Origin of the sequence: Yinghuangia sp. YIM S09857 (assembly GCF_051388915.1) — a bacterium.
Taxonomy (GTDB): domain Bacteria; phylum Actinomycetota; class Actinomycetes; order Streptomycetales; family Streptomycetaceae; genus Yinghuangia.
In genome coordinates this window covers 25,697-43,358 of sequence record NZ_JBPKBH010000030.1, presented here as the reverse complement: position 1 = coordinate 43,358, position 17,662 = coordinate 25,697, and the positions used below count along the sequence as shown (strand labels likewise).

General features: G+C 73.4%; 14 protein-coding genes. 5 read left to right on the top strand and 9 right to left on the bottom strand.

What is annotated here, in order from left to right:
* Nucleotides 1–85: 85 nt before the first annotated feature.
* The gene (gene eccCa, locus ACRX5S_RS38370; RefSeq protein WP_436777896.1) at nt 86–4,105 is read left to right on the top strand and encodes a type VII secretion protein EccCa; all 4,020 of its coding nucleotides are present in this window, start codon (nt 86–88) and stop codon (nt 4,103–4,105) included.
* Nucleotides 4,102–5,538 (top strand): DUF6177 family protein, encoded by a 1,437-nt coding sequence (locus tag ACRX5S_RS38365; protein ID WP_436777895.1) that lies wholly within the window; start codon nt 4,102–4,104, stop codon nt 5,536–5,538. The genes eccCa and ACRX5S_RS38365 overlap by 4 nt, the downstream gene beginning before the upstream one ends.
* 7 nt (nt 5,539–5,545) lie before the next feature.
* On the opposite strand, the gene ACRX5S_RS38360 is transcribed toward ACRX5S_RS38365, so the two are convergent.
* The 3 genes from ACRX5S_RS38360 to ACRX5S_RS38350 all read right to left on the bottom strand — a co-directional run bounded on the left by ACRX5S_RS38360 (nt 5,546) and on the right by ACRX5S_RS38350 (nt 8,395).
* On the bottom strand, nt 5,546–6,610 hold the full coding sequence (locus ACRX5S_RS38360; protein WP_436777894.1) for a PucR family transcriptional regulator: 1,065 nt from the start codon (nt 6,608–6,610) through the stop codon (nt 5,546–5,548).
* A gap of 153 nt (nt 6,611–6,763) precedes the next feature.
* Entirely contained in the window at nt 6,764–7,162 is a 399-nt protein-coding gene (locus tag ACRX5S_RS38355; RefSeq protein WP_436777893.1) for a nuclear transport factor 2 family protein, read from the bottom strand.
* A gap of 84 nt (nt 7,163–7,246) precedes the next feature.
* Nucleotides 7,247–8,395 (bottom strand): acetyl-CoA C-acetyltransferase, encoded by a 1,149-nt coding sequence (locus tag ACRX5S_RS38350; RefSeq protein ID WP_436777892.1) that lies wholly within the window; start codon nt 8,393–8,395, stop codon nt 7,247–7,249.
* A gap of 125 nt (nt 8,396–8,520) precedes the next feature.
* Between ACRX5S_RS38350 and ACRX5S_RS38345 the strand changes: the two genes are divergently transcribed.
* Nucleotides 8,521–9,000: a winged helix-turn-helix transcriptional regulator gene (locus ACRX5S_RS38345; protein WP_436777891.1), complete on the top strand. Its 480-nt coding sequence runs from the start codon at nt 8,521–8,523 to the stop codon at nt 8,998–9,000.
* Between the two features lie 224 nt (nt 9,001–9,224).
* Nucleotides 9,225–9,479: a DUF2277 domain-containing protein gene (locus ACRX5S_RS38340; protein ID WP_436777890.1), complete on the top strand. Its 255-nt coding sequence runs from the start codon at nt 9,225–9,227 to the stop codon at nt 9,477–9,479.
* A 24-nt stretch (nt 9,480–9,503) separates the two neighbouring features.
* On the opposite strand, the gene ACRX5S_RS38335 is transcribed toward ACRX5S_RS38340, so the two are convergent.
* The 3 genes from ACRX5S_RS38335 to ACRX5S_RS38325 all read right to left on the bottom strand — a co-directional run bounded on the left by ACRX5S_RS38335 (nt 9,504) and on the right by ACRX5S_RS38325 (nt 12,531).
* A complete protein-coding gene (locus ACRX5S_RS38335) occupies nt 9,504–10,094 on the bottom strand; it encodes an NADPH-dependent FMN reductase (protein WP_436777889.1) in 591 nt (196 codons plus the stop codon).
* A 155-nt stretch (nt 10,095–10,249) separates the two neighbouring features.
* On the bottom strand, nt 10,250–11,830 hold the full coding sequence (locus ACRX5S_RS38330) for an MFS transporter (RefSeq protein WP_436777888.1): 1,581 nt from the start codon (nt 11,828–11,830) through the stop codon (nt 10,250–10,252).
* A gap of 80 nt (nt 11,831–11,910) precedes the next feature.
* Nucleotides 11,911–12,531, bottom strand: a complete 621-nt coding sequence (locus tag ACRX5S_RS38325) for an NADPH-dependent FMN reductase (protein ID WP_436777887.1) — start codon at nt 12,529–12,531, stop codon at nt 11,911–11,913.
* Nucleotides 12,532–12,736: 205 nt separating this feature from the next.
* Here ACRX5S_RS38325 and ACRX5S_RS38320 point away from each other — a divergent pair, with 205 nt between their 5' ends.
* On the top strand, nt 12,737–13,390 hold the full coding sequence (locus ACRX5S_RS38320) for a TetR/AcrR family transcriptional regulator (protein WP_436777886.1): 654 nt from the start codon (nt 12,737–12,739) through the stop codon (nt 13,388–13,390).
* Nucleotides 13,391–13,564: 174 nt separating this feature from the next.
* Here the strand turns inward: ACRX5S_RS38320 and ACRX5S_RS38315 are convergent, their stop codons facing one another.
* From ACRX5S_RS38315 to ACRX5S_RS38305, 3 genes are all read right to left on the bottom strand, one after another.
* Entirely contained in the window at nt 13,565–14,197 is a 633-nt protein-coding gene (locus ACRX5S_RS38315; RefSeq protein WP_436777952.1) for a response regulator, read from the bottom strand.
* Nucleotides 14,198–14,253: 56 nt separating this feature from the next.
* Nucleotides 14,254–15,474, bottom strand: a complete 1,221-nt coding sequence (locus ACRX5S_RS38310; RefSeq protein WP_436777885.1) for a sensor histidine kinase — start codon at nt 15,472–15,474, stop codon at nt 14,254–14,256.
* Nucleotides 15,471–17,662 (bottom strand): MMPL family transporter (locus ACRX5S_RS38305; RefSeq protein WP_436777884.1); only part of this gene is annotated, 2,192 nt, incomplete at its 5' end. The genes ACRX5S_RS38305 and ACRX5S_RS38310, both read right to left, overlap by 4 nt.

The following is a 17,662-nucleotide window of genomic DNA, read 5'->3' as shown; positions in this document are numbered from 1 at the left end:
CCCGCGGCCGCTCGACGGATACGTCCGTCACGACCACGTGGTCAGCGAAGTCCGCGCACGGCGGCGCGCGCTCCCGGAGCCCCCGGTGAGCACCCGCCGGATCCACCGTCCGGCGCGCAGCACGCGGCCGCTGCCCGAGCCCGCCGAGCAGGTCATCGAGCCGCCGCCCAATCTCCCCGAGGGCAAAACCGGTTCGCCGATCACCCAACTGCTGCCGATGGCCGGGGTGTTGGGCTCGGTGGTGATGATGACCGTCATGCGCGGCAGCCAGTTCGCGGTGATCGGCGCCCTGGTCCTGGTCACCGCGCTGCTCGGCGGAGCCGCCCTGGTGTTCTCGCAGCGCGGCAAGGCGCAGCGCACGCGCCGCCTCCAGCGTGAGCGCTACCTCGAATACCTGGAGGAGCTGCGGCACGAGCTCGGCGCCGAGGACCGCGAGCGCCGCGAGGCTGCCCGGCTGCTCCACCCGCCGCCCGAGGCGCTCTACGACATCGTCGACGACACCGCACGCCTGTGGGAACGACGGCGCCACGACTCGGACTTCCTCCAGGTCCGCATCGGCACCGGCGCGATGCCGGTGCGCGTCCTGTCGCTCCAGGCGCAGAGCGGCAGCGTCCTGACGCCGCCGGACCGGTTCATGCGCAACGAGGCCGCGGGGCTGCGCGAACGCTTCGGCGCCACCCCCGACATGCCGCTCACCGTCCCGCTGGACCGGGTGGGCGACATCAGCGTGATCGGCACGCGTGACGAAGTCCTGCGCATCGCCCGCACCCTGGTGGTCCAGGCCGCCGCGACGCACGCTCCGGACGACGCCGCCTTCGCACTCGCCTGCCCGGCGGAACGCGCCGCCGACTGGGCGTGGTTCAAGTGGCTCCCGCACGCCCTGGACCCCGACCGCTGGGACGGTCCCGTCCCGGCCCGTCGGATCGCCCCCGATCTGTCCGAGCTGAGCCGGGAATCCGCCGACGACCTCGGCCGACGTGCCGCCTTCGCCGCCGAGTTGCGCCGCGGCCTCGCCCGGCGCGACGCCCTCGACCTCGTCCAGCGACTGCTGGTGGTGCACGACGGCCACGGCCGGGAGGCCACCGAACTGCCCAGGCCCGACGCCGCTGTTCCGCTCGGCGACATGGGCGTGACCGTGCTGCACCTGCTTGCCGACCGCACCCACGAGCCGGACCACGTGGCGGTACGCATCACGCTCGGTGGGCCTGACGGCGACACGGTGTGCGTCGAGGACCTACGCGGTGCCGAACCCATGTGTACGGAAGGCTCGTTCGACGAGGTCACCGCGGCCGGGGCCGAGGGTTTGGCGCGTATGATCGCGCCGCTTCGGCTGTCGCCGGAGTCCGCCGCGGCCGACGCTCCGCTGTCCGGGCCGGTGGACTTCTGCGCACAACTCGGCATCGAGGACGCCGCCCTGATCGACCCCGAGCACCTGTGGACGCCGCGCCGCGGAACCCAGGGCTTTCTGCGCGTCCCCATTGGCCTCGACGGCGACCACGCGCCAGTACTGCTGGACCTCAAGGAGTCAGCGGAGCTGGGCATGGGGCCGCACGGGCTCTGCGTCGGGGCGACCGGCTCGGGCAAGAGCGAGCTGCTGCGCACACTCGTCCTGGCTCTGGTGGCCACGCATTCCCCCGAGGACCTGGCCCTGGTGCTGGTCGACTACAAGGGCGGCGCCACCTTCGCCCCCTTCGCGTCGCTGCCGCACGTCGCCGGGGTGATCACCAACCTGGAGAACAAGGCCGGACTCGTCGAGCGCGTGCACGCCAGCCTCGCCGGAGAGGTGCAGCGCCGCCAACAGGTTCTCAAGGATGCGGGAAACGTGGCGGACATCTCGACGTACGCCGCCCTGCGCGCCGAGCGCCCCGATCTCGCACCGCTCCCCCATCTCTTCGTGGTCATCGACGAGTTCGGCGAACTCTTGGCCGCCAAGCCGGACTTCATCGACCTGTTCCTGTCGGTGGGACGCATCGGCCGGTCGATCGGCATTCACCTGTTGCTGTCCAGCCAGCGCATCGAGGGCGGTCGGCTCAAGGGGCTGGACACCTACCTGTCCTACCGGCTGGGACTGCGCACCTTCTCACCCGAGGAGTCGCGCACGGTCCTGGACACGGCCGACGCCTTCCACCTCCCGCCGATCCCGGGGTTCGGCTACCTCAAGGTCGACACCAGCATCTACCAGCGGTTCAAGGCGTCGTACGTCTCCGGCCGCCCGACCGGGCCCGAGCGGCGGAAAACGCCGCGAGACGAGCGGCCTGCCGTCCTGCCCTATCCCGCGTACAACACGCTCCAGGAGCCGGAACCGGACGACGCGCCGCGGCAGCGCGTACCCACGCGGCGCGCCGCGGGCCCCACACTGCTGTCCACGGTCGTCGGCCAACTGACGAACGCCGCACCGCCGGTGCCGCGCATCTGGCTGCCGCCGCTGCCGGCGCACCTGCCGCTGGACGCGGTCGACCGGATCACCGCGGGCCGCCGCGGCATGCAGTTCGCGCACCGGGCGTCCGGGCGCGGCGGTTCCGCCGACGCAATGCGTGTACCGCTCGGACTGCTCGACGATCCGGCCCGGCAGTGGCAGGGCCGCTGGGAGGTCGAGCTGACGCGCGCGGGCGGGCACATGGCGGTGATCGGCGGGCCGCAGACGGGCAAGACGACGCTGCTGCGCACGCTGGTGCTGTCCCTGGCGTTGACCCACACGCCCGAAGAGGTCGCCGTCTACGGACTGGACCTGGTCGGCGGCGGACTCCAGTCGTTGTCCCGGCTTCCGCACGTCGGCGGCATCGCGGGCCGGACGGACCGGGAGCGGGCCTCCCGCACCGTGGAAGAGGTGCGCGGCATGCTGACCGCACGTCAGGACGCGTTCCGCGCGCACGGAATCGACTCGATCGAACACCTGCGGCGCCTGCGCGCCGAGGGGCGGCTGCCTGCCCTGGGACCGCCGGACATCGTCCTCGTGATCGACGGATTCGGCGGGCTGCGCGAGGACTTCGAGAAGCTCGACGAAGCGGTCGGCGACCTGCTCAAGCACGGCGGCGGCTACGGCATTCACGTGGTCGCCGGGATGCTGCGCTGGAACGACGTGCGCATCGCCGCGCAGTCCAACTTCGGCACCCGCGTCGAACTCCGGCTCAACGACCCGGCGGACAGCGGTATCGACCGGCGGCTCGCGCAGACCGTCGCACCCGAGGAGCGCGGACGGGCGCTCACCGACGGCAAGTTGTTCGCGCAGGTCGCCTTGCCGCGCATCGACTCCCGGGCGACCGACGCGGATCTGGGCGATGCGCTGGACAGTGCGGTACGTGCCGTGCGCGGGTCCTGGTCCGGTGTCACCGCGCCGCCCGTACGCGTCCTCCCGGCCCGCCTCCCGCTCACCGGTCTCCCCAATGCCCGCACCGAACCCGACCGGGTCGCCATCGGCCTCGACCAGGCCGCGATGCAGCCGGTGAAGCTCGACCTCTTCGGGCGCGACCAGCATCTGATCGTGTTCGGCGACAGCGAATGCGGCAAGACCAACCTGCTCAAGCTGGTCGCGCGCGGCCTGATGGAACGCCACTCCGACCAGGAACTGGTCTTCGCCGTCATGGATCCCCGGCGCGGCCTGCACAGCCTGGTCCCCGAGCCCTACCGCGGCGGCTACGCGCACAACACCCGCCTGGCCGCGGCGCTGTCCGCCGCGGTCGCCACCGAGTTGGACAAGCGCATGCCGGACGACACCCCGGCGCCGGAGGTCTTCGCGGGACCGATCGACCTCAAGGGGCCGAGGATCGTGGTGCTGGTCGACGACTACGACATGCTCGCCGGCGCCGGGCAGCAGCCGCTGGGTGCGTTCGTCCCCTACCTCCCGTCGGCCGCGGATCTCGGCCTGCACTTCGTGGTGGCGCGGCGGGTCTCGGGCGCGTCCCGGGCCATGTACGAGCCGTTCCTGACGACGTTGCGGGAGAGCGGCACCGCGGCCCTGGTCATGACGGGCCACCGCGCCGAGGGGCAGTTGTTGCCGGGTGTGTACCCGGCGCCGCGGCCGCCCGGGCGTGGCACGTACATCAGCCGTGGGTCCGCCAACCGCCTGATCCAGACCGGGATTTGCCCGGAGTACGAGGACGCATGACCACCGATCTCATCGCCCTGACCGAACGCATGCCCGACCGGTGGAGCCTCGTGGCGGGCCTCATGGCCGGCGGCCCCGACAACCTGGTCGGCGTCGAGGGCGAGGGCGCGCTGATCCGGCTCGCCGACGCAGAAGGGCGGCCCCTCGTCTTCGTCGAGGCCCCCTTACCGGTCCACACTCCGGGCGAGGTCGAACGCCTGCTCGGCGTCGCCGTCGACGGCCCGGTGTGGTGGACGGAGGTACGCGCCGCCACCGCGGCCCCTGACGCGGAGTTGCTGGCGCGCACGGTCACGACCCGGCTCGTCGCGCTGCTGGGCGGGTCGGTGTGGCCGCCCGGATCCGAGGCCGCTGACCGGGGCGCCGCCGCCGTCGCGGGAGTCGGGACGGCGTCCGTGCGGGCCGCTGCGCAACCGGCGGTGGACGTCCTGACCGGCAAGGTGGCGGCGGTCATCCAGGACCGGCCGTTGGTGGCGATGACCACATGGCTCTCCGACGCCCTGCGGGCCGCGGCGCTCAGTGGCCGAGCCGTCCAGATCGTCACGCCGCCTCATTCGCGGCTCACACTCCCCACCCGGACGGTCCTGGGCAGACTGCCCAATCGCTGGGTCGTACAGGACGGCCTGGGCGGGTACCACGACGGGATGTCCGGGACCGAACTCCGCTGGCACAACGGGGCTTTCGAGTCGGCAGAGCGGATCGCCGAGCCGTTCGCAGAGGCCACCGAGCGTGCCGAGCGCGCGACGGAAGCCGACGTCCGGGCCCGCGGCACGCCCGAACGGCAGCTCTTGATCACGGTTGTGACGCGTCGTCCGGCGGCACACGAACTACTGCTCGGTGGCGGGGCCGAGGCGGTGTGGCGGCGCATCGCCGGGGCCGCGCCCGGCGGTTGGGGCACCGCCGAACCGGCGAACCTGCGCTGGTCACGCGAGGAACTGACCGGCGTGGCACGGTCGCGGGCGCCGGAGCCCTCGTGGTTCGTCATCGTCGGCCCGTCGGGCCGCGCGTCAATCGGCGCCTTGCGGGTGGTGCGTACGAGGAGCGGGGTCGAGGAGCACCTGACCTTCGCGCTCGGTTGCCCGGCCGGAGTCGAGCCACCGGTCGGGCAACTGGTGGATCTCGCGGACGAACTCGCCGCCGACCACGGACTGGTGTCGATGCTGGCGCAGAGCCGCCTTGCGCGGGCGGATCTGACCGTACCGGCACACCTCGAACCGGCGCCCGAACCTGAGGCGTTCGCGGTGGGCGCGGAGGGGGCCGACGGTCTGAAGTCGGCGCTGGCGGCGGGGTCCGCGCGACGGATGCGGGTCTTGGACATCGGACAGGGACCGCGCCGCGGGGTGTTCTGCCCGTTGCGGGAGATCGGCTGGCAGGGATTCCAGGAGCTTATGCGAGGCGCGAAAAGTGCTGATCAGGCCCGACTGACCTGGGGTTGACGGTGTGTCAGTCGCGGGCGAGGCGTCGCAGGGTGAGGGCCACCATGGCCCGGAAGCGGTCCGCCGGGTCGCCGAGGTCCCATCCGAGCGCGTCGCCGGCGCGAGCCACCCGGTCGGCGACCGAACTGTGGTGCAGGTGGAGCCGGGTCGCCGCGCCGCGCAGGGAGCCGGAGCGGCAGAAGGCGGCGAGCGCCGCCAAGTCCGCCTCGCCGCCGGGGCGTCGGGCGTACGCCTCAACAACCGCCAGCTCGGGGCGGCTCCGCAGGGTCTGGGCCGGGAGTTCGGCCAGCATCGCCAGGCTGCCCAGGGCGTCGTACCGGACGACCGGCGCCGTGTCGGGTTCCGCGAAGCGCAGGGCCACGCGGGCCTGTTCCCAGGAACGACGCGCGTGCTCGGCGTCTGCGGCGCCGCCGACGCCGACCGTCGTGCCGCGGTCCGGTGACAGGCCGGCGTACGCGGCCTCGGCCGAGGACTGGATCAGCACCGCCGTGACGCCGTCGACCACCGCACGGGCGGCTCCGCACCGTGCCAGGGGCGCCGACGCGGGTCCGGACGGTACGCCCCGCACCGCGGCCACCCGCAGTGGCCGCCCGGGCGCGAGCCCGAGCAGGCGCAACGCCCGGACCCGGCTCTCCGGTTCGGCCTCGGCGGACAGGACGAGTTCGACCAGCGCGGGGTCGGCGGGCCCGGCCGGTTCGCGCCGCGAGGCGCCCTGCCGGCACACCGTGGAGGCGGCGACCGCCATGCGCTCCAGTACGAGGGGGTCGAGCGGGGCCGGCTCGCCGGTCCGCTCCAGCCAGACCGTGCCGCCGCCGGAGACGGCCGCGCTCGCGGGCGGGGAGGGCGGCAGGCCGCCGAGCCGTTCGAGCGGGGAGCCGTCCGGGGCGTACCGCACCGACGTACCGTCGCCGAGCACCCAGCCCGCCGGACACTCGGCAAGCGCCGCGGTCGCGCGGACGACCGCGTGCGCGGAGGCCCCGTGGGTCACCAGCGCGTCGAAGTACGCGATCACCCGGACCGCGGCCTCCGCATCAGGGTCGAGCGCGGACAGTCTGAGCAGCAACCCCTCCACGAGAGGCGACTCTACGCGTCCTCACCGGCAGGTAGGAGGGGCCTTCGCCCCGGGCCCCGCCGAGCGCGGCGGAGCGCCGACCGCGGCGGCCCGTAGAGAGCGGCGGCCCGTAGAGAGCGGCACGTCGAGAGCGGTGGCGCGTCGAGCGCGGCGTCAGGCAACACCGTACGCGCGGGCCAAGGCCAGGCTGTCTTCGTACGGGATGTAGCGAGTGATGCGGCCGTCCTCGACCGTGAGGTGGAACGCGAACGGCGTCTCGAAAAGGCCGCCCGAGTGCCGGACGCGCTGCTTCATGTGGCCCATGGCGACCGCGTGCGACCCGTCGACGAGGATGCGGTCGATGGCGAAGGCCTCGGGGGCAAGATGTCCGGGCAGGTCACGGAAGAACGCCGCGGCCTCGGCACCCGTGGTGCGGCGTCCCGTCCAGGGGACTTCCGGCGCGCCGAAGATGTGCCAGTCGACGTGGTCCGCGAACATCGCGCCCGCACGGTCCATTTCGCCCGCCGCCGTCCTGCGGAAGAACTCCTCGACGACGTCCCTGGTCTCGCTCATGGGTCCCTTTCCGGTGGTGCCGATGGCCGTCGGCCGGGCGGCGGGGTGCGTCGGCCCCGTCCGCCCGGCCGACCTGCCGATGCGTCAGAGTCGTTCGATGATCGTCACGTTCGCCATCCCGCCGCCCTCGCACATCGTCTGGAGGCCGTACCGACCACCGCTGCGCTCCAGTTCGTTGAGGAGGGTGGCGAACAGCTTGGTGCCGCTGGCGCCCAGCGGGTGCCCGAGGGCGATGGCGCCGCCGTTGACGTTGACCTTGGCGAGGTCGGCGCCGGTCTCGCGCTGCCAGGCCAACACCACCGACGCGAACGCCTCGTTGATCTCGACCCGGTCGATGTCGTCCATGGTCAGCCCGGTGCGCTCCAGCGCACGGGCGGTGGCCGGGATGGGCCCCGTGAGCATGAAGACCGGGTCGTCGCCGAGCACGGTGAGATGGTGGATGCGAGCACGCGGCGTGAGCCCGTGTACGCGCAGGGCCCGCTCCGAGACCACGAGGGTCGCGGAGGCGCCGTCCGAGATCTGGCTCGCCAGGGCGGCGGTGATGCGGCCGTCCGGGCGGAGCGTCGGCAACGAGCGGATCTTGTCCCGGTCCGGCGCACGCGGGCCCTCGTCGCGGACCACGTCGCCGTACGCCACCAACTCGCCCGCGAACCGCCCCTCCTGGTCGGCCTGGATGGCCCGCTCGTGCGACGCGACCGCGAACTCCTCCATCTCCTCGCGGGTGATCCCCCACTTCTCGGCGATGAGCTCGGCCGCGCGGAACTGGGTGATCTCCTGGTCGCCGTAGCGCTTCCGCCAGCCGAGCGCCCCCGCGTACGGGCTGTCGAACCCGAACTCGCGCCCCGCCCGCAGCGATGCCGAGATCGGGATCATGCTCATGTTCTGTACGCCGCCCGCCACCACGACATCGGCGGTGCCGCTCATCACGGCCTGCGCCGCAAAGTGCACGGCCTGCTGCGAGGATCCGCACTGGCGGTCGATGGTCGTGCCCGGCACGGACGCCGGGAGCCCGGCGGAGAGCCAGGACGTGCGCGCGATGTTCCCGGCTTGCGGGCCGATCACGTCGAGGCATCCGAAGACCACGTCGTCGACGGCGGCCGGGTCCACTCCGGTCCGCTCCACGAGGTTGGCCAGGATGTGCGCGCCGAGATCGGCGGGGTGTGCGGACGCGAGTCCGCCGTTGCGCTTGCCGACGGGGGTGCGGATGGCGTCGACGATGTACGCCTCGGTCATGGTGTGCCGCCTTTCGGACGGTGATGACGCCCCTGATCGGCGAGCGGACCTTCCCAAGGTTGGAAAATCCAACTCGCCACTCACGAAAGTAGCGCCGGTCAGTTGGAAATGGCAACCTTGTCCGCATGGAAACTCCGCGCATCGCCCGCCCCCGAACGGTCGGCCGCCCCTGCTCGGTGGCCTCCGCACTCGCCCTCGTCGGCGAGAAGTGGGCCCTGCTCGCGGTACGCGAAATCCTGCTCGGCAACCGCCGCTTCGACGCCATCGCCCGCAACACCGGCGCCCCGCGCGACATCCTGACCACGCGCCTGCGCGCCCTGGAGGCGGCCGGGATCCTGGAGCGGCGCCCGTACCAGGACCGCCCGCCGCGCTTCGAGTACCACCTCACCCCGCCCGGCCGCGCGCTCCAACCGGTCCTCCAGACCCTCGCCGCCTGGGGCGACCGCTGGGTGGAGGCCCCGCCGCCCGTCGTCTTCCGGCACGAGGACCACGCGCTGGACGCCGTCCTCATCTGCCGCGAATGCGGCGAGGAGGTCGCTCCCGGCAGCGTCCGTCCCCACCGTCACGCCCCCGGCTGGTCCGCCGCGGGACCGCTGGCGCAATAACCGGACGGCCCCGAAAGAACTGTCGCCGCGGCGGAGACCCGTCTGCCGGACGACCCCGCGCAGGGTGAGCCAAAGACAGGTGAGCCAAAGACAGGTGAGCCAAAGACGGGTGAGCCAACAGCGGGGGCGGCAAGGCGGGGGCGGCAAGCACGCGGCGCAACCGGCCCCGCCCCGTCGCCGCGCACCACGCCCGGTTTGTCGGGAGGTGTGCCTACGCTGGGGCCATGTGCCGGAACATCACCACGCTCAGGGGCCTGGAGCCCGCCGCGACGCCTGAGGAGATCGAGGCCGCGGCCCGTCAATTCGTCCGCAAGATCAGCGGCGTGCAGTCGGTCAGCGCGAGCACCGAGGAGGCGTTCGAACGCGCCGTCCGCGCCGTCACCGAGGCCGCGACCGCCCTGCTCGACGAGCTCCCGCCGCGCCGCCAACCCCCCAAGACCGAACCGCCTCTCCGCCGCATCGCCGCCGCCCGCAAGTAGGCCTCCGGCACTCCCGAGCCGGACCTACCAGGGGTTCCCCGCCGCGGACGGGTCGGCCGCGGGCCGCTCCGCCTTCACCGCCGCGACGAGCGCGGCCACCGCGTCCCGCAGCCCCTCGCGTACCCGGGGATCCGCCACCGTGCCGGCCTCCGTGTCGATCGCGTCCCGCCGCACCGGCAGGCGTACGCACGCCTCCTCGACAACGCGCGCACCGGTGTAGCCCAGGACCACGCGCAGCGCCGCATAAGCGCCTTCCGCCCGTCCCGGCGCGGCCGGATTCAGCCAGGCTGTCGGCTTGTCCACGATCTCGTTGCCGCCCACGCTCCAGTCGAGCAGGTTCTTGAAGGAGCCCGGCAGGCCACCGGCGTACTCCGGCGTGCTGAACAACAGCGCGTCGGCACCCGCGATCAACCCGCGCAGTTCCGCGACCGCCGGGTCCAGCGGCTCGAAGTCGTCGTCCGGATTGAAGTGCGGCAGTGCCCCCATGCCGAAGTACACGCGGGCCGTGACCACTTCGGGTTCGACCACCTCCGCGACGGTCCGGAGCAGCGCGGTGCTCCCCGAATCCGCCCGCAGGCTCCCGCTTATGAGGGCAATTCGCACGGCTTCCGACATGGAGCCGATGCTACGCGCCCGATCATCCGGGTCGGTGCGCGACCTTGGGCTCCCAACTGACCGAATGTGTGCCCCGCACCGCACCAAACCTCGTCGCAGGTCCCGCCGGAAGATGCGCCGCAGACGGAGTGGTCTGCGGCGCATCTCGGTCGTACTCAGTTCCGGTTCGCGCCGACCGGGGTACGGGCCTCGCGGCGTACGGGAGCCTCGGTCTCCGGGACGGCGGCGGGCTCGGGGGCCGCAACCGCCGGGCGGAGGAGGCGGAAGACCGTGACAGCGGCGAGGGCGACCAGCGCGGCGACGGTCAGCAGGATGATCCGCCAGGCGTCGGTGAGTGCGTCGGCGAGCGGGGCGCCGGCCGGGCCGTCCGGGATGTCGCCGGTGGCGACGCGGGCCGCGGACGGAGCCGAGCCGAGGCTGCGTTCGAGAAGCGTGATCAGCGCGGATCCGAACAGCGCCATGGTCAGCGCCTGGGTGCTGCCGCGCACGGTGTTGAGCAACCCGGCTGCCATGCCCGTGCGTTCGGGCGCCACCGCGCTCATCGCCTGGGCGTCGATGACGCCCGCGACCAGCCCCTGGCCCGAGCCGATCATCACCAGCGGCCCGGCCAGCCCGGCGGCGCCGATGCCGGGGTGCAGCACGGTCAGCCACAGGTTCCCGGTGGCCGCCAGCAGCAGGGCGAAGGCGACCAGCGCACGCGGCGGCACGCCCTTGGTGACCAGCCGGCCGCCGATCGCGGGGAGGATCAGGATCGGCAACGTCGGCATGAGCATGACCAGACCCGCGTCGCCCGACGAGAGCCCGTTCGCGCCCTGGAGGTAGGTCGGCAGGTTGGCCAGCATGCCGCCGAACGAGACGCCCCCGGCCATCGCCGCGAGCAGCCACCCGCCGAACCGGCGGTTGGCGACCAGCGACAGGTCGAGCAGGGGCCGTTCGCCGCGCCGTGCGACGCGCCGTTCCACGACGACGAACGCACCGAGCAGCACGATCCCCGCGATTCCCGGGGCCAGCACCTGCGAGCTGCCCCAACCCGCCTGCGCGCCCTGGGTGATCGCGAACATGGCCAGCGCCAGGCCCGTGATGAACAGCACGATCCCGGACCGGTCCAGCCGCGGCTTGGCTTCGGCACGCGACTCGGTGAGCGCCCACGCCCCGGCGAACAGCGCCAGGCCCGCGGCCCCGAACAGGCCGAACATCGCGCGCCAGCCCAGCGATTCGACCAGCCACCCGGCCGCCGTCGGGCCGACCGCCAGGCCGACCCCGGCCATGCTGCCCATGGCCGCAAAGGCTTTGGTACGTGCGGGGCCCGTGAACGTGGTCGCGAGGATCGCCCCGCCTCCCGCCATGACGCCCGCGGCGCCGATGCCGGTCAGCGTGCGCGTGGCGTCCAGCAGAAGGATGTTCGGGGCGAACACGGCGCCGAGGTTTCCCGCCCCGTAGACGACCGCCCCCAGCCGGTAGACGCGGCGGCGGCCGTAGAGGTCGCCCAGTGAGCCGGTGACCAGCATGAAGGAGGAGGCGGCGAGGAAGTAGCCGGTCACGACCCATTGCAGGGACGCGCCGGACGCGCCGAGGTCGGTGCCGATGCGGCGGACCGCGACAGTGGCGCCGGACATCGACATCGGCAGTACGAGGTAGCCGAACAGGACGACGGCGAGTGTCACCGCGAACCCGGCACGGCTCGTGGCGGTGGTGGAAGAGGACTTGGGTTCAAGGGAGTTGGCGGCGCGGCGCATGGCAGGGCTCCTCGGCGGCGGGCGGGCGCGGGGGCGCTCGGGACACGTGGGCAAGCGGGTTCGCGTCGATTCCGACCGGCTCAGACGTCGTACGGGCGGGCCGCACGGGCTTCGAGGAGCGTCCGGCTCCACCACTCCAACTGCGCGAGCATGCCCTTGGCCGCGGACGCGCAGCCCTCGGCGTCGACCGGGCGGCCCTCCTCGTCGAACCGCTCCCAGGCCATGTGGAAGCTGATGCTGTCGCGCATGCCGACCGCGTGCAGTTCGGCGAAGACCAGGCGCAACTGCTCGACGGCCCGCAGCCCGCCGCCCATGCCGCCGTACGACACGAACCCGACCGGCTTGGCCCGCCACTCATCGCGGAACAGGTCGATCATGTGCTTGAGAGCGGCCGGGAAACTGTGGTTGTACTCGGGAGTGACGACGACGAAGGCGTCGGCCGCCGCCAGGCGTGCGCCCAGCTCCGCCACCTCGCGCGCCTCCGACATGCCCGGCACTTCGATGGCGGACGGAAGGGGGGTGGTGGCGACGTCTATCACGTCGACCTCCCATGCGCCGTATGCGCGGGCCTCGCGCACGGCCCAGTCGGCGACGACGGGTGCGAAGCGTCCGTCGCGGTTGCTGCCGACGATCACCGCGAGGCGCATCGGGGTGCGGACGAGCGGCGCGGCGGCGGTGGCGGCAGTGGTGGTGACCGGCATGGCTTGTCTCCTTGGGTTCCTGTGTCGGTGCCTTGTGTCGGGTGGCGCTGCCGGATGGCTCGGCGGAGGTCGCCGCACGCTGCTTGTCACAAAACACGGGGTTTTGCCGGTTTCCGCTCCCACAAGCGACCCGACACAGGTAAAGTACAACGTGCATTGCACGAATTACAACGACCATTGCAACTTTCTTCGAGGGAGAGCGCGCATGACCGGTATCGACGAGGCCGCGGCACGCCCCCGGCGCGGGCTGCTGGAGAAGCGCCAGGCGGTGCTGCGCGGGGCGCTGACGGTCTTCGCGCGGGAGGGCTACACGCGCGGCAGCATCGGCGAGATCGCCAAGGAGGCCGGGGTCTCGACGCGCACCATCTACAACCACTTCGCGGACAAGGACGAGCTGTTCCGCACGCTCATCAGGGAAAGCGCGTCCCGCGTCCGCGACGCGCACATCGCGCAGATCGACCGGCACTTCGCCAAGATCACCGACCTGGCCGCGGACCTGCGCGCCTTCGCCCGCGAGTACGCGACCGCCGGCACCGCGTTCTCCGAGCACTTCGCGCTGGTACGCCAGATCCAGGCCGAGGCGGGGCACCTCCCCCGCGAAGTGCTGGAGGCCTGGCAGGACGCCGGTCCCCGCCCCGTCAACGCCGCGCTGGCCGGGCGGTTCGCGGAACTCGGCGAGAAGGGGCTGCTGGAGATCACCGACCCGCGGCGTGCGGCCATGCACTTCGTGCTGCTGACCGGCACGGAGGTGTCGACCCGGACCTTCCTGGGCGCGGTGCCGATTCCGGACGCCGACATCGACCACATCGTGGACGCCGGCCTGGAGGTGTTCCTGCGCGCCTACCTCCCGAAACCGTGACCGGCCGAACCGCGGCCGGACGCAACCTCGACCGGCCGCAGTGCCCGCCCGCAATGCCCGCTCAGTCCGCGCACTCCGTGCGAAACCGCCTGTCGAACACAGGTTTGCCGGCGGCGTCGTGGTGCAGGTGGTGGGTGAACCAGCGTCGAGTTCGCCGCGACGTGGTACGCCCGTTCAGTCCGCCGCCGCGTCCCCCGGCCGCACCAAGCCCGACTCGTAGGCCGTGACGACGAGTTGCGGCCGGTCGCGGATGCCCAGCTTGCCGAGTATTCGGCTCACGTGCGTCTTCACCGTCAGGGGGCTCAGCCCCAGCACGCCGCCGATCTCGGCGTTGTTCATCCCGCGGCCCACGAGCGCCAGCACCTCGCGCTCGCGCGCCGACAGTTCCGCGACCAGCGCGGACCCCGCCGCCAGCGGCGGGGCGACCGTCTCCGGCAGCCGGACGACCCGCGCCACCAGGCGTGCCGTGGGCCCGGGCGACAGCAGCGCGTCGCCGGCCGCCACCACCCTGATGGCGTCCAGGAGTTCGGCGGGCCGGGTGTCCTTGACGAGGAACCCCGCGGCCCCCGCGCGCAGCGCCGCCAGCACGCTTTCGTCGTCGTCGAACGTCGTCAGCACCAGCACCCGGACCTCACCGAGCTCCGGGTCGTCCGCGATGCGCCGGGTGGCCTCGATCCCGTCGAGCCCCGGCATGCGGATGTCCATGACGACCACGTCCGGCCGCAGCTCGCGGGTGAGTTCGAGGGCCCGGTGGCCGTCTTCGGCCTGGCCCGCGACGGCCATGTCCGGGGCCGAGTCGACCAGCATGGAGAACGCCGCCCGCACCAGGTGCTGGTCGTCGGCGAGCAGGACGCGCAGGGTGGTCACGATGCCTCCGGTGTGACGGGAGCGGGCACGGTCGCGGCGGGCAGCGGCAGAACCGCACGTACGGTGAATCCGCCGGTGTCCCCCGGCTCGGCGGTCAGCGTGCCGCCCACGCTGCGGGCCCGCTCGGCCATGCCGAGGATGCCGAAGCCGCCCGAGCCGTCCGCCGGTTCGGTCGCCGCGGCGGCTGCGCCGCGGCCGTCGTCGGCGACGGTCAGGCGCAGGACGCCGTCCTCGCGCACCGCGTCCACCGTGACGCGCGACGCCGCCGCGTGCCGCACCACGTTGGTGAGCGCCTCCTGCACGATCCGGTACGCCGCGACGCCCACCGCAGGCGCCTCCTCGTCGGCCTCCGCGTCGGCGTCCACCCGTACGACGACGTCGACCCCGGCGCCGCGCACCGACTCCGCCAGGTCCCCCACCCCGGCCAGCCCCGGCACCGCGCCCTGGTCCGGCGCCTCGCCCGGCTCGCGCAGCACGGTCAGGGTCGAGCGCACCTCCGCCCGCGCCGCCCGGCAACCGTCCGCGATGGTCTCCAGCGCCGCGGCCAGGACCTCGCCGTCCGGCTCCGGCTGCCGGGCCAGGTGGGCCGCGACCCCGGCCTGCACGCCGATGAGCGTGATGCTGTGCGCGAGCAGGTCGTGCAGGTCCCGGGCGATGCGCACGCGCTCCTCGGCGACCCGGCGGCGGGCCTCCTCCTCGCGGCTGCGCTCGGCGCGTTCGGCCCGGTCGATGATCGACGCGACGTAGGCCGCGTGCCAGCGCCACGCCTGGCCCGCGACCGCGGAGAAGAACACCCAGCCGACGGCGCCCAGGTGGTCGCCGCTGATCTCGCCGTCCTGGACCACGCCCATGATGACCAGCACGAGCACGACCACGACGAGTCCGCCGACCAGCGCCTTCGTACGGGCCACACTCGCCGAGAAGGTCGCCAGCGCGACCAGCGCGATCGGCGAGGCGGCCTCGTGCCGGTAGTCCATCATGTGGAACGGCACGGTCAGCACCACCACGAGCAGCAGCACCAGGCCGGGCCGTTGGCGGCGCCACGGCAGGGTCGCGCTCGCGGCCAGCAGCAGCACCATCGCGAGCGGATCGGTCGGGCGGCTGCCGGGCGCGGCGACCGCGACCGCCGCGCAGAGCACCGCGACGGCCACGGCGAGCAGGGTGTCCGTCCGGTTCGGGACGGACACCCCGCTCGGTTTCCGAGGTTGCCGGTTCATCCGGCCATCATCGGCGATGTGTCCTCGCGCCCGCCCGGCCCGGTGGCCCCGGGGCCGCCGGAGCGCCCGGAACCGTCCCCGTCGGCCGGGTCCGCGGGCGGCGCGGCGTCCGCCTTCGCCAGCGCGCCCGGCCACCACACGCGCCGACCGAGCACCGCGCTCGCGGAGGTGACGAGGAACGTCCGCACCACGAAGGTGTCCAGGAGCACGCCGACCGCGACCACGAAGCCCAGTTCGACCAGGATCACCAGCGGCAGCACGGTCAGCACCGAGAACGTCGCGGCCAGCACGAACCCGGCGGAGGCGATGACCCCGCCCGTGGCGGTCAGCGCGGGCACGACGGTCCGGTCCGAGGGCGTGCCCGAGAGGGCCTCCTCGCGCATGCGGTGCAGCAGGAAGATGCCGTAGTCGACGCCCAGCGCGACCAGGAACACGAAGCTCAGCAGCGGCAGCCCCGGGTCCGCGCCCTCGAAGCCGAAGACCGGCTCGAAGACCAGGGCGCCGATGCCCAGCGACGCGGCCCACACCAGCGCGACGGCGGCCACCAGCATCAGCGGCGCGACCAGGCCGCGCAGCAGCAGGATCAGGATCAGCAGGACCGCCGCGAGCACGAGCGGCACGACGACCTTCTGGTCGCGCGAGGTCGCGGTGTGCTTGTCCATGCCCTCGGCCGTCGGCCCGCCGACCGCGGCCTCCGCGCCGCCGATCCCGCCGAGCGCGCCGCGCAGCCGCTCGATCGTGGCCTCCTCGCCCGCGGACTCGGGCCGGTCGGTGGCGAAGACGGAGAATTCCGTCCAGCCGTCCGCGGAACGCCCGCGCGCCACGTCGGCCACGCCCTGGGCGCCCTCCGCGACCCGCTGCGCCTCGTCGGCGCGGTCGGTGCGGGCGACCACCGCGATCGGCTGGCTGGCACGCTCCGGGAACGCCTCGGCGAGCGTCTGCGCCGCGACGACCGAGTCCGGCTTCTCGGTGAAGCTGTCGGCCATGTGCAGGTCGCCGGGCAGCTTCATGGTGCCGAGCGCGAGCGCGCCGAGCAGCACGGTGCCGAGCACAAGTATGCCGACCGGGCGCCGCACGACCTGCGCGCCGATGCGGGCGTACGCGCTGCGCTTGGCCCGCGGAGCGCTGCCGAACGCCGGGATCAGCGGCCAGAACACCCGCCGCCCCAGCAGCACCAGCAGAGCGGGCAGCAGCGTCGTCATCACCGCGAGCGCGCACACGACGGCCACCGCGCCGACCGGGCCGAGCCCGCGCAGGTTGTTCATGTCCGCCGCGAGCAGGCACAGCAGGCCCGCGACGACGGTCCCGGCCGAAGCGAGCAGCGCCGGCCCGCAGCCGCGCAGCGACTTCACCATGGCATCGAACGGCCGCTCGGTGCGCCGCAGTTCGTCCCGGTAGCGGGCGATCAGCAGCAGCGCGTAGTCGGTCCCGGCGCCGAACACCAGCACCGTCATGATGCCGCCGCTCTGCCCCGTCACCGTAAGGTCGCCCACCTCGACCAGCAGGTACACCACCGCGCGCGTGGCGACCTCCGCGACGCCGACGCACACGAGCGGGACCAGCCACAGGAAGGGGCTGCGGTACGTGAGGATCAGCAGCACCGTCACGACCAGCAGCGTCGCGATCATCAGCGTGCCGTCGATCGAGGAGAAGACCTCGTCCATGTCCGCGTCGGTACCGCCCGGGCCGCCCACCAGCACGTCCAGGCCCGCCGCATGACGGTCCGTCACCTCGCGGATGTCGGGCACGACCTCGCCCGGCTCGCCGGCCGACTCGGCGATCTGGAACGCGTAGACGAGAGTCTGCCCGTCGGCCGACGCGGCGGGCGCCCCGACACCGCCGATCGTCTCGAACCGCGCGGCGATCTCGCCCGCCTGCGCGGCGGCCGCGGCCCGGTCGTCGGCGGTCAGGCCGCCGTCGCGGTGGTAGACCACCGAAATGTCGGTGGTGTCGCCGCCGGGCATGTCCGCCACCACGCGGGCCACGTCCGTGGACTGCGCGCTGTCCGGCAGGTACGAGACGACCTCGTCCTTCTGCACGTCCCCGAGCTTGCCGGCGAGCGGCACCAGCGCGGCGGCCAGGACCACCCACAGTGTCAGCACGCCCCAGACCCACGGCCGGGGTCCCGAGCGCCGCCTACCCGTGCCCGGCGGCGCCGCCCCCGGCCCCGTCCTCGTACCGGTACCGG

What these genes read in the sequence shown, in the direction of transcription:
- ACRX5S_RS38365 (WP_436777895.1), top strand. Translation starts at nt 4,102, where the DNA reads ATGACCACCGATCTCATCGCCCTGACCGAACGCATGCCCGACCGGTGG.
- ACRX5S_RS38355 (WP_436777893.1), bottom strand. Translation starts at nt 7,162, where the DNA reads ATGAGCGAGACCAGGGACGTCGTCGAGGAGTTCTTCCGCAGGACGGCG.
- ACRX5S_RS38350 (WP_436777892.1), bottom strand. Translation starts at nt 8,395, where the DNA reads ATGACCGAGGCGTACATCGTCGACGCCATCCGCACCCCCGTCGGCAAG.
- ACRX5S_RS38345 (WP_436777891.1), top strand. Translation starts at nt 8,521, where the DNA reads ATGGAAACTCCGCGCATCGCCCGCCCCCGAACGGTCGGCCGCCCCTGC.
- ACRX5S_RS38340 (WP_436777890.1), top strand. Translation starts at nt 9,225, where the DNA reads ATGTGCCGGAACATCACCACGCTCAGGGGCCTGGAGCCCGCCGCGACG.
- ACRX5S_RS38335 (WP_436777889.1), bottom strand. Translation starts at nt 10,094, where the DNA reads ATGTCGGAAGCCGTGCGAATTGCCCTCATAAGCGGGAGCCTGCGGGCG.
- ACRX5S_RS38330 (WP_436777888.1), bottom strand. Translation starts at nt 11,830, where the DNA reads ATGCGCCGCGCCGCCAACTCCCTTGAACCCAAGTCCTCTTCCACCACC.
- ACRX5S_RS38325 (WP_436777887.1), bottom strand. Translation starts at nt 12,531, where the DNA reads ATGCCGGTCACCACCACTGCCGCCACCGCCGCCGCGCCGCTCGTCCGC.
- ACRX5S_RS38320 (WP_436777886.1), top strand. Translation starts at nt 12,737, where the DNA reads ATGACCGGTATCGACGAGGCCGCGGCACGCCCCCGGCGCGGGCTGCTG.
- ACRX5S_RS38315 (WP_436777952.1), bottom strand. Translation starts at nt 14,197, where the DNA reads ATGCTGGTCGACTCGGCCCCGGACATGGCCGTCGCGGGCCAGGCCGAA.
- ACRX5S_RS38310 (WP_436777885.1), bottom strand. Translation starts at nt 15,474, where the DNA reads ATGAACCGGCAACCTCGGAAACCGAGCGGGGTGTCCGTCCCGAACCGG.